The 14,337-nt window shown below is 30.0% G+C and carries 12 protein-coding genes; 2 read left to right on the top strand and 10 right to left on the bottom strand.

Annotated features, from left to right (window positions below; translation table 11 throughout):
* Positions 1-35: 35 nt before the first annotated feature.
* From ACSIGC_RS07130 to ACSIGC_RS07110, 5 genes are read right to left on the bottom strand one after another with little or no spacing between them, the layout of a single operon-like run.
* Positions 36-854 carry a DNA/RNA non-specific endonuclease gene (locus ACSIGC_RS07130; RefSeq protein ID WP_442267441.1) on the bottom strand — a complete coding sequence of 273 codons (819 nt, stop codon included), beginning with the start codon at positions 852-854 and terminating at the stop codon, positions 36-38.
* Positions 844-1,293: an acyl-CoA thioesterase gene (locus ACSIGC_RS07125; protein WP_442267440.1), complete on the bottom strand. Its 450-nt coding sequence runs from the start codon at positions 1,291-1,293 to the stop codon at positions 844-846. Before ACSIGC_RS07125 ends, ACSIGC_RS07130 begins: the two co-directional genes overlap by 11 nt.
* A 36-nt stretch (positions 1,294-1,329) precedes the next feature.
* Positions 1,330-2,409, bottom strand: coding sequence for an ABC transporter permease (locus ACSIGC_RS07120; protein WP_442267439.1), 1,080 nt, complete (start codon positions 2,407-2,409; stop codon positions 1,330-1,332).
* Positions 2,399-3,661, bottom strand: a complete 1,263-nt coding sequence (locus ACSIGC_RS07115) for a mechanosensitive ion channel family protein (RefSeq protein ID WP_442267438.1) — start codon at positions 3,659-3,661, stop codon at positions 2,399-2,401. The genes ACSIGC_RS07120 and ACSIGC_RS07115 overlap by 11 nt, the downstream gene beginning before the upstream one ends.
* 12 nt (positions 3,662-3,673) lie before the next feature.
* Positions 3,674-4,378, bottom strand: coding sequence for a queuosine precursor transporter (locus ACSIGC_RS07110; RefSeq protein ID WP_442267437.1), 705 nt, complete (start codon positions 4,376-4,378; stop codon positions 3,674-3,676).
* A gap of 67 nt (positions 4,379-4,445) precedes the next feature.
* Between ACSIGC_RS07110 and fabD the strand changes: the two genes are divergently transcribed.
* Positions 4,446-5,333 (top strand): ACP S-malonyltransferase, encoded by an 888-nt coding sequence (gene fabD / locus ACSIGC_RS07105; RefSeq protein WP_442267436.1) that lies wholly within the window; start codon positions 4,446-4,448, stop codon positions 5,331-5,333.
* A 149-nt stretch (positions 5,334-5,482) separates the two neighbouring features.
* Here fabD and ACSIGC_RS07100 read toward each other — a convergent pair whose 3' ends face one another.
* The 5 genes from ACSIGC_RS07100 to ACSIGC_RS07080 all read right to left on the bottom strand — a co-directional run bounded on the left by ACSIGC_RS07100 (position 5,483) and on the right by ACSIGC_RS07080 (position 11,845).
* Positions 5,483-8,320, bottom strand: coding sequence for a M16 family metallopeptidase (locus tag ACSIGC_RS07100; RefSeq protein WP_442267435.1), 2,838 nt, complete (start codon positions 8,318-8,320; stop codon positions 5,483-5,485).
* Between the two features lie 129 nt (positions 8,321-8,449).
* Positions 8,450-8,992, bottom strand: a complete 543-nt coding sequence (locus ACSIGC_RS07095) for a carboxymuconolactone decarboxylase family protein (RefSeq protein ID WP_442267434.1) — start codon at positions 8,990-8,992, stop codon at positions 8,450-8,452.
* 52 nt (positions 8,993-9,044) lie between these two features.
* The gene (locus ACSIGC_RS07090; protein ID WP_442267433.1) at positions 9,045-9,611 is read right to left on the bottom strand and encodes a TetR/AcrR family transcriptional regulator; all 567 of its coding nucleotides are present in this window, start codon (positions 9,609-9,611) and stop codon (positions 9,045-9,047) included.
* 73 nt (positions 9,612-9,684) lie between these two features.
* On the bottom strand, positions 9,685-10,695 hold the full coding sequence (gene galE / locus ACSIGC_RS07085; RefSeq protein ID WP_442267432.1) for a UDP-glucose 4-epimerase GalE: 1,011 nt from the start codon (positions 10,693-10,695) through the stop codon (positions 9,685-9,687).
* A gap of 1 nt (position 10,696) precedes the next feature.
* Entirely contained in the window at positions 10,697-11,845 is a 1,149-nt protein-coding gene (locus tag ACSIGC_RS07080; RefSeq protein ID WP_442267431.1) for a DegT/DnrJ/EryC1/StrS family aminotransferase, read from the bottom strand.
* Positions 11,846-11,914: 69 nt separating this feature from the next.
* Between ACSIGC_RS07080 and ACSIGC_RS07075 the strand changes: the two genes are divergently transcribed.
* Positions 11,915-14,299, top strand: coding sequence for a penicillin acylase family protein (locus ACSIGC_RS07075; protein WP_442267430.1), 2,385 nt, complete (start codon positions 11,915-11,917; stop codon positions 14,297-14,299).
* Positions 14,300-14,337: the final 38 nt, after the last annotated feature.

Here is a 14,337-nt window from a genome sequence, read left to right as displayed (position 1 = left end):
AACAAAAAGGATTCGCAATTGCGAATCCTTTTTGTTTATCTAAAAGACCATTTTTTATAATTAGTATTACTTTCTAATTGTTTTTCAATTTTGTCGGGTAATTCAGGAAAAAAATCAATTCCTGTTTTTTCTTCTAATTCATCAATAGAGATTACAAAACTATATAAAGGTTTAGAAGTTTCTTTATGAGGAATTAAAAATGCAATTGCTTTAATTTCAGGTTCAGTATAATCTAAAATTACCTTATAAAAAGAATTAGGAATGGTTACATTTTCTTTACCTATAGTTTTTGTAAGAGTATCATTAAGAAGTCCACCAGTTATAACATATATATGCTTGTATTTTTTAGACCAGTAGCGAACTTTTTGTTCTAATCTATTCCAAATGCCAGCGTTGAAATCATGTTTTTGGGGAGAAATATTTGATGTGTAAAATGTCTCGGTAAATAATTTTTTAGAAGTTTTTCTATCACCAGCAGGACATAAATGTCCTTTATCATAACCAGATTTCTTATAATTTCTCCAATCTGCAGATTTGGTTTTTACCTTAGGATCTTGAATAAAAAAAGGTCTTTTAAAATTAGTGTATGCAATATCTCTTTTATCCAAAGAATATGCAACCCATTCTGCTTGTTCATGTTTTTCACTGTAAGAGAATGAATATCCGTTATGATGAATAATTTGTCCAGTTGTAGAGCTAGGCAAATACTTGAAATCTGTATTGTTTTTAGTGTTGTTCTCTTCAATAGAAACACTTTCTTCAAATTTATGTTTTTCCTTTTTTTCAGTGTAATAATATGCTATAGCAACAATTATAATTAATAAAACACTAAAAATATCTTTTTTACGCTTCACTTTTTAATGGAATTTCTTTAAAATCTTCTGTTCTTTCTGCTTCACTAAAAATTTCTTGGAATTTTACTGGAGGAACTGTTAGTTTTCTTTTTTCTAAATCTAACCAAGCTCCATAAACATTAATTACAGCGGAAAGTTTTCCATTGCTATTAAATACTTCATGTTGAATTTTCCATCGTTCACCTTTATCTGAAAGTCCTGTAATCTTCAAATTCACAGAAATATCCTCTCCTAAATGTATCTCTTTTAAAAACCTTGTGTTTTCTTCAAATAAGATTGGGCCTACTTTCTCTTTTGTGAAATCATGAATTGTTATTCCATACTGGTTAAAATAACGCAATCTAGATTCAGCAGCATAATCATTATATGCTGTATGTCTCATGTGAATGTTGGCATCAAAATCTGCCCATTTAGTTGTAAAGTTTACAATAAAGCTCATGTGTATGTTTTAATTTGTACGAGCTAAATTACAAACTTAACTTTTTACATCCAATGCATCACGTAATGCATTTCCTAGCAACATAAAAGCCATAACTAAACTCATAATTGCGAATCCTGGAATTAACGCTAAATAGGGTTTTCCTAATATAATGTAATTGTAATGATTTTTAATTATTGCTCCCCAAGATGGTGTAGGAGGTTGTGCACCAATACCTAAGAAACTTAACCCGCTTTCTATTAAAATAGCAGCGGCAAAGTTAGCTGCTGAAATAACAATAATAGGAGCCATAATATTAGGAAGAATGTGTTTGAAAATAATTCTAAAATTAGAAAAACCTAAAGCTTTAGCAGCTTCTACATATTGTTCTTGTTTTGCGCTAATTATTTGTCCACGAACTATTCTAGCTACTTCAACCCACATGGTTAAACCTACAGCAATAAAAACTTGCCAATAGCCTTTTCCCATAACTAAAATAAAAGCAACTACTAAAAGTAATGTAGGAATTGACCATGTTACATTTATAACCCACATAACAAATGCATCTATTTTTTGACCGTAGTAGCCAGCAATTGCACCTATTGGTATTCCTATAGTCAAAGAGATAAAAACGGCGATAAAACCAATAAAAAAGGATATTCTAGTACCAATTAGTATTCGACTTAATAAGTCTCTTCCGTATTTATCTGTTCCAAATACAAAAGTATTTGTACTGATGAACTTTTTAGGCTCGTTATTAAAGATAGATAAAGGATAAGATTTTTGAAGTTGATCTGAGTATTTTATAACTTTTAAAGTATTATTATCTATAGTGTAAGATGAAATTGGTAATTCTTTGAAATTATTTTTATGTCCTTGTATTAGTGTGTTTAACCAAGATGTTTTTTCTTGTTGTTGATTAGGTATTTTAAGCATTAAAACATTAAAACCAGGAGGTTTTGAATGAATTTCTAAATGCATTTGATTTGCTGAATTAGAATTGTCAGGAGCTAGAACGTAGCAAAATATAGCTATAAATCCACAAAAAATAATATAACTTAAACTAAAAACCCCCAGTTTGTTTTTTTTGAATTTTCGAAGGGCGAGCTGATGTAAAGAATTTGAATTACTTTTCATCAGAATTAATTTTCAAATTGGTAATATCTAGGCTAGAAGGGTTTTCATAAACTTCTAAATCAAAGAAAGAAACACTTGCGAATATATGGTCAAAAATATCGGCCATAATTCGTTCATAAATAATCCATTCTTTTTCACTACTAAAAGCATATATTTCCAAAGGAACTCCATTAGAAGTTGGAGCTAACTGTCTACTCATAAAGAGTAAATCTTGATTTATTTTCGGATGATTTTTTAAATACATATCAATATACTTTCTAAACATTCCGAAGTTAGTTAAGTTTCTTCCATTAATTAATAAAGACTTGTCAATATTATTAGATGAGTTGTAAAGGTTAACCTCATTTGATTTTTCAGTAACATAATCTTTAATTAATTCAATTTTTTTGAAGTGTTCAATTTCACTTTCAGAAAGAAAATGAATGCTATTAATTTTAATTTGAATAGCTCTTTTTATTCGTCTTCCACCAGAGTGATTCATTGCTCTCCAGTTTTTAAAAGAGTCAGAAATTAAAGAGTAGGTAGGAATACTTGTAATTGTATTATCAAAATTCTTCACAATTACTGAAGTTAAATTGATTTCAATCACATTTCCATCAGCACCAAATTTTTCCATAGTAATCCAATCTTGAAGACGAACAGTATCGTAAACAGAGATTTGAATACTAGCGACAAAACCAAGAATTGTATCTTTAAAAATTAAAAGTAATACAGCAGAAAAAGCTCCCAGAGCAGTAAAGAAACGTAATAAAGGTTTTCCTGTAATGATAGAAAAAGAAACTACAAAAGCTATAATCCATAAAAGAATCATGAATATTTGTACATAACTTTCTAAAGGTTTGTCTTTAAAAGCATCGAGTGTTCTTAAGAAATCTTTTATACTTTGAAGTATACTTTTAACTAGAGAAACAAAACTTAATACAATTAAAAGATTTACAAATCGTTTAGAATATTCTAAAAAATGAGGAAAATCGATTAATATATATTGTAAACTTCCATAGGTAATAAGTAGTACTAATACACGAGCAAAATTTAAAAAAAATGAATTTTTAATAAGTATATCATCAAATTCAGTTTTCGTTTTATTAGCAAGCTTTTTTATGAATTTACTACCATAGTATCGTAATATTTTAAAAAATACATAACCTAATACAGCAATAAATAATAGATTAAAAAATACATTAAAATAAGTTGCTAGATTATGATTGAGACTTAGTTTATCTCTTAAAAAATGATAAAAAAATTTATTCACTATTTTTTAAATTTAAATATCGGTTATTTCTTGACCTGGAGCTAAATTAAATTGTTTTCTGAAATAATATACAACTCCATATAAAATAGGGGTGTCTAAAGCAGCTATTAATACTTTAAAAACAACGCCACTAATTAGTAAACCTAAAAACTTTTCCCAAGGAATAATTCCGAAAGAACAAAGTAATATAAGTACCGTTATAGTGTCTATAAATTGAGAAGAAAAAGTTGAAAAATTATTTCTTAGCCATAAATGTTTACCATTAGTATAGTTTTTCCAAAAATGATAAACTCTAATGTCAACGAATTGAGCAAATAAATAAGCTAACATAGAAGCTAAAACAGCCAATGGAGCTGCTCCAAATACAAGGTTAAAAGTGTTATCATTTACAGGAGACCATGGAGTAGCAGAAGTCCATTTTCCAACATAAATTATTAATAAAGAAAATAGAGATGCGAAAATTCCAGCAATAACAACCTGGTTGGCTTTTTTCTTTCCATACACTTCAGATAAAATATCAGTGATTAAAAAAGTAATAGGATAAGGTAATAAACCGACAGAAACTTCAAATAATTTTACACCAAATACTTCTAACTCGAAAGGATACCAATAAAAGAATTTTTGAAAAATTAAATTTGAAGCTACTAACGAAGCAATAAACAAGGCTGCTAAAATTAAAAATATATTTTGAGCAAGTAGTTTGTTTTTCTCAGTCATATAGCGAAAATAACAAAATTAAAATTGATTATGTTTGCATTATAAAACAAATGACAAAAAGAAATTTATGAAGGCATATGTTTTTCCTGGACAAGGAGCACAATTTACAGGAATGGGTTTAGATTTATATGAAAAATCACCTATCGCTCAAGAGCTTTTCGAAAAAGCAAATTCTATTTTAGGTTTTAGTATTACCGACGTAATGTTTGAAGGTAGTGCGGATGAATTAAAACAAACGAAAGTAACTCAACCAGCTATATTTTTACATTCAGTTATTCTTGCTAAAGTATTAGGTGAAGAGTTTAAACCTGATATGGTTGCAGGACATTCTTTAGGAGAATTATCTGCTTTAGTTGCAAATGGTGTATTATCTTTTGAAGATGGTTTAACTTTAGTTTCTAAAAGAGCTTTAGCAATGCAAAAAGCTTGTGAAGCTCAAGAATCTACTATGGCTGCTGTTTTAGGTTTAGAAGATACAGTTGTAGAAGAAGTTTGCGAATCTATTGATGGAGTAGTAGTAGCTGCAAATTATAATTGTCCTGGACAATTAGTAATTTCTGGAGAAATCGAAGCTATTAATAAGGCTTGTGAGGTTTTAAAAGAAAAAGGAGCTAAAAGAGCTTTAGTATTACCGGTTGGTGGAGCTTTTCATTCGCCACTTATGGAGCCAGCTAGAGAAGAGTTAGCAAAGGCTATCGAAGAAACTACTTTTAATACACCAAATTGCCCAGTGTATCAAAACGTAGCTGCAAAAGCAATTACAGATCCTAACGAGATTAAAGAAAATTTAATTGCGCAATTGACTGCACCTGTAAAATGGACACAGTGTGTTCAAGCAATGATTGCCGATGGAGCAACTGAAGTGATTGAAGTTGGTCCTGGAAAAGTTTTACAAGGTTTAATGCGTAAGATTGATAGAAGTGTAGCTGCTAGTGGAGCAAGCTTCGGAGAATAATAAAAAATAAGGCTGATTAAAAATTTAATTTGCGTCGACCTGAACTTGTTTCAGGTTCTCATTATAATCGTACGATTACTTTTGAGTGAGATTCTTAAATAAATTCAGAATGACGATTGAAACTAATTTTAATCAGCCTTTTTTTATTGTTACTGTTTTACTTTTTCTTCAAGTTTATTTAAAAGCACAGGTTCTCCAAAACCTAATTCTTTCATTCTTTTTAGTTGTGTTTCTGCATCTCCAACAACTAACCAAATCATTTTATTCGGATCTACATATTGATTTGCTAATTCTTGAATTCTAGGAATAGTCATTTCAGAAACTATTTTTTCTCTATCCTTCATATAATTATTAGTTAAATTATATGTGCTAATATTTTCTAACATTCTCAGTTTAGCTCCCATAGTTTCAAAAGCTCTCGCATTACTTTTAATTAAGAAACCTTTAGTTGTAGCTAAATCTTTTTCAGAATAATTTTGAGCATAGTTTTCTAAAATTTGCTTTACTAATTGAGAAGCTTCTAAAGTAACATTACTGCGAACTCCACTACCAATAGTAAATGCACCTTTATCTTTTCCTCCAGAAAAACCAGATCTTACTCCGTAAGTGTATCCTTTTCCTTCTCGTAATTGTTGTGTTAATTGAGAAGCAAATCCACCACCACCTAAAATATAATTCATAACAGTAGCAGGATAATAATCCGCATCATTAAAAGCTAAAGCTGGTGCTCCAAAACGTAATTGAGATTGCTTAGCATTTGGAATATCATAGAAATATACTGTAGATTTTTCAGGAGCTTCAGGAGTTTTAAAACTTGGAATAGTAACTTCTTTAGCAGCCCAGTTTGTATCAAGTTCTTGTAAAGAAGCCATAATATTTTCTTTATCAATATCACCAACTACATGCATTGTAGTTATTGAAGGAGAAAAGAAATTATTGTAATAGGCTTTTAAATCATCGATTGTAATAGACTCAACAGATTTTACATCTCCTAATACATTTTTAGATCGGATATTATCTTTTCCATAAATAAGTGCATTATATTGATTAGAAGCTATTGAAGTCGGACTAGCTTCTTGTGATCTTAAATTTGTAATTGCACCTTTTTTTAATAACTCGAATTCAGCTTCATCCCATCTTGGTTCCAAAAGCATTTCTTGAACTAAAGCTAATGTTTGCTTGTAATTACGTTTTAAGGTATTACCAAAAACTCGAATGTTGTTTTTAGTAGCAAAAATACTTACAGATGCTCCTAATTGAGCTAATTCATCTTCTAACTGACTTACATCTTTATTTTTAGTTCCTTTTTCTAATAAACTAGCTGTTAAATTTGCAACACCTAATTTGTCCATATTTTCAAGTAATTGTCCACCTTCAATAACAAAATTAAATTGTACTAATGGAACTTCATCACTTTGAATTCCAAATACTTTTAATCCGTTTTTTAATTCATCTTTCCAAACATTTGGAGTTTTTGATTCTGGAGCTTTTCCATATGGAGGCTCAATAGAACGATCAAAAGATGAAGGTGTTTTTTCATAAGTTGCTGCTATTGATGAATCGAATGATTCTTCTGCACCGGTAACTATTTTTTCTTCAATTACATTAGCTTCTACCGAGTTTGATAAAGCTAATTCTTGTTGAGTTTTTGGAACAAAACTAGTAGCGATATAGTTTTTGTCTTTTATATATTTGTTGTAAACAGCCATTACATCTGCAGTAGTAACAGCTAATGTTTCATTCAATTCTTTCGTCACATATCCTGGATCTCCGGTATATGTATTGTAAGAAGCTAAACGAGAACCTTTACCAAGAACGCTAGATAAACTGTTATAAAAATCTGTTTCTAAACCAGCTTTAATACGATCTAAATCTTTTTGAGGAATTCCATTTTGTTCAAAATCAGCAAATGCTGTATAAATTCCTTTTTGAACTTTATTTAATTTTGTGTTAGAGAAAGCTCTAACAATCAATTGAGTTTGGCCTGCAATTTCAGAATTGAAATTGAACATTGTTGTTCCTGATGTTAATTTTAAATCATCAACCAAAACTTTATTTAAAGGAGCTTTTTTTCCATTACTTAAATAGTCGGCTAAAATATCTAAAGCATATGCATCTTCATGGTATTGTTCTACAGTTGGCCATGTTAACGTTAATTCTGGTAAACGAGCAAAATTATCTTCATAAACTAAATGTTTAGTTTCCTTAACAATTCCAGGTCTTTTTTGAATCGGAGCAATTGTTTCACCTTTAGGAATTTCATCAAAATATTTATGAACCCATTTTTTAGCTTGAGTAACATCTAAATCACCAGATAAAACTAAGGTAGCATTATTAGGAACATACCATTTTTTAAAGAAGTTTTTTACATCTTGTAAAGTAGCATTCTGTAAATCTTCTAAAGAACCAATAACTTGCCAATTGTATGGATGATCTTTTGGATACAAATTCTTTCCAATTACATACTGTCTATGTCCATAAGGTCTATTATCAACACTTTGTCTTTTTTCGTTTTTTACAACTTGTTTTTCTTTCGCTAAAACAGGATCTGTAACTGTATTAATAAACCAGCCTAATTTATCAGCTTCTGCCCAAATCATTTTTTCTAAAGCATCGCTTGGAACAGTTTGCAAATAATTTGTTCTATCCCTTGAAGTAGATCCATTAGCACCAGAACCACCAATTCGTGCACTCATTTTATCAAGTCCACCTTTACCTAAATTTTCCGATTCTAAGAATAATAAGTGTTCAAAAAGGTGAGCAAAACCAGTTCTACCTTCTATTTCTCTTGCAGAACCAACATGAACCATAAGTTCTACGGCAACAACAGGATCAGATTTGTCTACATGAAAAATAACATCTAAACCATTATCTAATGTTATTTTCTCATAATCTATTTTTAAATCGACTTTTTGAGGCTTTTGTTCAGAAGAAGTGCAGCCTATTAAAATGCAAAATAGGAATCCCCAAGTTAATTTTTTTATCATGATTACATTTCTAAATTAAGGCTTAAAGATACAAAATGAAGTATGGGCTAAATTCCCTAAAGTTTGTTAAAAGTTTAAGAGACGATTATTATTAATCGTCTCTTTTTATTGCTAATCAAGTTTTTTTATCTACATGAATTTTTTAAAAGGTTCATCTACTTCAGTATTTGCAATATGGTTTACATAATTACTAATTACTTTTTGTGAAAGTCCTAAGATAATTTCTAAAACATGTCTTTCCGTATAACCAGCTTCATAAAATTTATCTAATTCTGGTTTAGAGATGTTTCCTCTGTTTCTTAAGATAATAAGTGTTGTATCGTATAATGCTTGTAATTTAGCATTCGGCATAGCACTTTTATTTCTTAACGAATCTATTAATTCAGGATTAACTTTCATCATATGTGCAATAGCTGTATGTGCTGGAACACAATAATGACATTCATGCTCTACATTTATAGTTTGCCAAACTACAGTTAATTCTTCAGCGTCAAAAGCTGTTTGTGTAGAGAATAAATGGTGTAATGTTTTATATCCTTCTAAAATAGCAGGAGATTCTGCTAATACACCATGTAAGTTTGGTAACATACCAAATGCTTTTACAGATTCTTCTAATTGTCCTTTACTTTTTTCAGGAGCAGTTTCGATAGTGTGAACAGTTAATGTACTCATATTAAAATTGATTTTTATAACTAAACAATCGGTTAGTTATTGGTTAAAAAAATTATGTGTTGTTAAAAATGTTTTCTATAAAAATGTCTAATTGGTGTCTATTAAATACTCTAGAAGCTGAAGATAAACCGAACATAGAAACAATATAATAATCTGACTGTTCTTGAATTTGTACTTCGGTAAAACCAGTTTCTTGTCGAATATTATTTTCGAATAAACTTCTTATTTCTTTAGTGAAGTTTGATAATTGATTTTTAATTACCGGATCAGAATCTTCGTTTAGTTCATTAGCAGCATTGGTAACTAAACATCCTTTTATAAAGTCATTATTATCTTTTGCAAATTCTAAAAAATCATAGAAATATTCTTTGATTCCTACGATACCATTATTTGAATCTTTTAATTTATCTGTAATAGCTAAAAGCTTTTTTCTATAAGATTTCACACATTCTAGAAAAACACCTTTCTTACTTCCGAAACTAGAATAAATAGAAAATTTATTAATGCCCATTTGTTTCTCAAGCATTTGCATAGAAGTAGTTTCGTAACCATTCTTCCAGAATAGTTCCATTGCTTTATCGATTACTTCAGATTCTATGTATTCTTTTTTTCGGGCCATTTACTTTACAAAACTAAACAATTGGTTAGAAATAACAAACTAGTTAACAAAAGTTTAATATTTTCTCTAAATTTTAAGATTGAGTATTCTGCCATTTCCAAGCAGATAACAGAGCTTCTTCTAAACTTTTCTCTGTTTTCCAATTCAGTTTCTCGTTAGCAATATTTGTGTCGGCATAAGCCGCTGTAATATCTCCAGCTCTACGCTCAACTATTTTGTAGTTTAAATTTTGATTGGTAGCTTTCTCAAAAGCTTTAACAATTTCTAAAACAGAACTACCTTTTCCTGTTCCTACATTAAAGACTTCAAAAGCTGTTTCATTTTTCTGATGTAGTAAACGATTTAAAGCAGCAATGTGTGCTTTAGCTAAATCAACAACATGAATATAATCGCGAATGGCAGTTCCATCAGGAGTATCATAATCATCACCAAAAATTGATAATTGTTCTCTAATTCCAGCGGCAGTTTGTGTTACATATGGAATTAAATTTTGAGGAACACCTAAAGGAAGCTCTCCAATTTTAGCGCTTTCATGAGCACCAATCGGATTGAAATATCGTAAAGCAATGGCATTTAAGCCATTTGCTTTACAACTATCTTGTATAATTTCTTCTCCAACCTGTTTGGTATTTCCGTAAGGAGATTCTGCAGGTTTAATTGGAGCATTTTCAGTTATTGGTAGTTCATCTGCTTGTCCATATACTGTACAAGAAGAACTAAAAATGAAATTATTTAAATTTCTATCTCTCATTTCCTGAAGAATGTATACCAAACTACCAATATTATTCTCGTAATAATCTAAAGGTTTTTGTACACTTTCCCCAACTGCTTTGTAAGCAGCAAAATGGATAATACCATCTACATGAACTTTCTCAAAAAAATCTGTTACTTCTGCTTTCTTTTTTAGATCTAGTTGAAAAAACTCTGGAACTTTACCTGTGATTTTTCCGATATTTTCTAATACTTCTATTCTGGCATTCGATAAATCATCGATTATAATAACATCAAAGCCTGAATTTTGTAATTCAACAGCAGTATGGGAACCTATAAAACCTAAGCCGCCAGTAACAAGAATCTTTTTCATTTTATTTTAGAAAATCGTTTACAGTTTTTGTGATGAATGCTAATTGTTCTTCATCTAATTCTGTATGCATAGGAAGCGAAATAACTGTATCTATTAATTTATTTGTTACCGTGAAATCTTCTTCATTATAGCGTTCGTCTGCATATGCTTTTTGCTTGTGTAATGGGACAGGATAATAAATTGCATTTGGAATATTATTATCTAACAAATGCTGATGTAATTCATTTCTTTTTCCATTTGTAATTTGTAAAGTATATTGATGAAAAACATGACAATCGCATGTATCACAGATACTTCCACAAGATGAAGAGGTAGGGGTGATGATATTTTCATTACTAGCAAACGCATTGTTATAATATCTAGCAGCATCTCTCCTTGCGTTGCAATACGCATCTAAATTTGGAAGTTTAGCTTTTAAAACAGCCGCTTGAATACTGTCTAAACGAGAGTTTACACCAACCACATCATGATAATAACGTTTGTACATTCCATGATTTACAATTCCTCTGATGATATGAGCTAAATCGTCATCATTTGTAAATATTGCACCTCCGTCACCATAACAACCTAAGTTTTTAGATGGGAAAAAAGAAGTTGTACCAACATCACCTATAGTACCAGCTTTTTGCTTTGTTCCGTCTTTAAAAGTATAATTAGCTCCAATCGCTTGAGCGTTATCTTCAATAACAAATAAATTATGTTCTTTGGCAATTTCTAAAATAGCTTCCATGTTCGCTACTTGTCCAAATAAATGTACAGGAACAATAGCTTTTGTTTTAGGAGTAATTGCTTTTTTTAGTGCTTCAATGTCTATATTGAAAGAATCTGGTTCAACGTCAACTAGAACAGGAGTTAAGTTTAATAAACCAATAACTTCTACTGTTGCAGCAAAGGTGAAATCAGCAGTGATAACTTCGTCCCCTGGTTGTAATCCAAGTCCCATCATTGCAATTTGTAGCGCATCAGTTCCGTTTGCACAAGGAATTACGTGTTTAACGTCAAGATATTTTTCTAAGTCAGCTTGAAATTCTTTTACATAAGGACCATTCACATAAGCTGAAGAATTTAATACTTCTTGAATTGAAGTATCTACAATATCTTTAATTTTTTGATACTGACTTTGTAAGTCAACCATTTGAATTTTTTTCATCTAGACGTTTGTTTATGTATTCAAAAGTACAAATTTAAAACCTTTATATTTGATAAAAAACTAGCACAAATGAAAGTACTTAAAAAACTTGTTTTTTTTCTTTTAATAATCACATCCTTACTTGTTTTAGGGTATTTTATTTTTAGTAATCTTCAAAAACCTACTTACCAAGGAGAAGTTTCTGTTGAAGGTTTAAAAGACAAAGTAACTGTATTTTATGATGAAGCAGGAGTACCTCACATTAACGCTCAGAATCAAGAAGATGCTTACCAAGTTTTTGGTTATGTACATGCTCAAGATCGATTATGGCAAATGGAAGTTATTCGAAGAATTGCTGCTGGACGATTAAGTGAAATTTTTGGCAAAGAATTAATAAGAGCAGATAAGTTTTTTGGAAGTTTAGGTATTGAAGAAGCTGCAGTTAAAACGATTCATAATTTAGATAAGAATTCTAAAGCTTATCAATTAGCATTAGCTTATTTAAAAGGAATTAATCAATTTATAAAAGAAGGAACTACTCCGTTAGAATTTCATTTAGTGGGTGTTGAAAAAGAAGAATATACATTAAAAGACATGTATAATGTTTTTGGCTACATGGCTTTTAGTTTCGCTGCAGCACATAAAACAGATCCGTTATTAAATGAAATTAAACAGAATTTAGGAGTTGATTATTTGGCTGAACTAGGCATTCAAACGGAACATGGTCAGTTAATAAAAAATGCGAGAAAACCAGTTGTACAAGCTCAAATGACTGCGGCAATTAATAAAATTTATGAAAAGTTACCTGTGCCTAGTTTTATAGGAAGTAATTCATGGGTTTTAGGACCGAAGAAAACTAAAAATGGGAAAGTTATTTTTGCTAACGACCCACACATTAACTTTTCTCAACCTTCTGTATGGTATCAAAGTCATATTAAAACACCTGACTTTGAATTGTATGGATTCAATTTAGCATTAACTCCTTTTCCTTTGTTAGGACATAATAGAAATTTTGCTTACGGATTAACAATGTTAGAAAATGATGATGTTGATTTTTATATAGAAAAAGATCATCCGGAGAATCAAAATCAATATAAAACTGTTGATGGATATAAAAATTACAAAACGTATTCAAGAACAATAAAAGTTAAGGAAGAGAAGGATAGTACTTTTCAAGTTAGAGTAAGTCAACATGGACCTATCATGAATGATATTGTAGAACAAATTCAAGATGAACGTCCAATAGCAATGAAGTGGATTTATACACATTTACCTAATCAGTTGTTAGATGTGTGTTACGAAATGTCTCATGCGAATTCTTTAAGTGAATTTAAAAGAGGAGTTTCTAAAATTCATGCTCCAGGTTTAAATGTAATGTACGGAGATGCAAAAGATAACGTCGCTTGGTTTGGAGCCGCTAAATTATATCAGTTTAGAGATAGTTTAAATACCAAAGTTTATTTAGATGGAACTACAGGAAAAGACGAGATTATTAATTTCTTGAATTTTGGAGAAAATCCGCAAGCAATAAATCCAGATTGGGGTTATGTATATTCTGCAAATAATCAGCCAGATTCTGTAGCAGGAAAATTATATCCAGGATATTATTTACCTGAAGATAGAGCAAAACGTATTGTAACTTATATTGAAGAAAAAGAGAAATTTACAAAAGAAGACGTATCAAGAATGATGAATAATGTTAACTCTCTAGTTGTTAAAGAAGTTATTCATAAAGCATTAAAAAGTATTTCTGAAAACGATTTAAATACCAAAGAAAAAGAAGCGGTTCAATTTTTAACAGCTTGGGATGGTAATTATTATAAAGAAAGTGTGGCTCCAACAATTTATACAAAGTTTATTTATCAGTTTTTAGAAAACACATATGAAGATGAATTAGGAGAAAAAGCTTTTTTACAGTTTTTAGACGGCGCACCATTACAAAAGAAAATGATTGCTATTCAGATGAATAGAGAAGCTTCGGTTTGGTGGGATAACATAAATACAAAAGAAATAAAAGAAGATAAGAAACAGATTGTAACAGCATCGTTAAAAGAAGCGGTTGCCTTTTTAGAGAAACAATTAGGAACAGATCTTAATACTTGGAAATGGAAACGAGTTTTATCTGTAGAACATAAACATCCTATAGGAAAAGCTGGAGGTTTATTACGTGAGTTTTTTAATGTTGGTCCATTTGAAACTAATGGAGGAAACGAGGTAATTAATAATCATATTTTTAGGTTAAATGCTTCAGGTATATATAAAGTAATTGGAGGTCCATCAACTCGAAGAGTTATTGATTTTTCAGATATTGAAAATAGTATTTCAATCTTACCAACAGGACAGAGTGGAAATAGATTTAGTCCTTATTATAAAGATCAAGCACAGAAATATTTAGAAGGAAAGTATATCAAAATGAAATTGAATCAAGAAGAGATTCAAAAATCAAAAAACAAATTAGAATTTTTACCAAAGTAAGTTTATAGTTTTATTTTAATTATTGGGGAATTAGTTTT

The sequence above is a fragment of the Tenacibaculum aquaeponti genome (assembly GCF_052084715.1).
Lineage (GTDB): Bacteria > Bacteroidota > Bacteroidia > Flavobacteriales > Flavobacteriaceae > Polaribacter.
The sequence above is the reverse complement of the archived record's forward strand: the minus strand, read 5'-3'. Positions and strand labels throughout refer to the sequence as shown.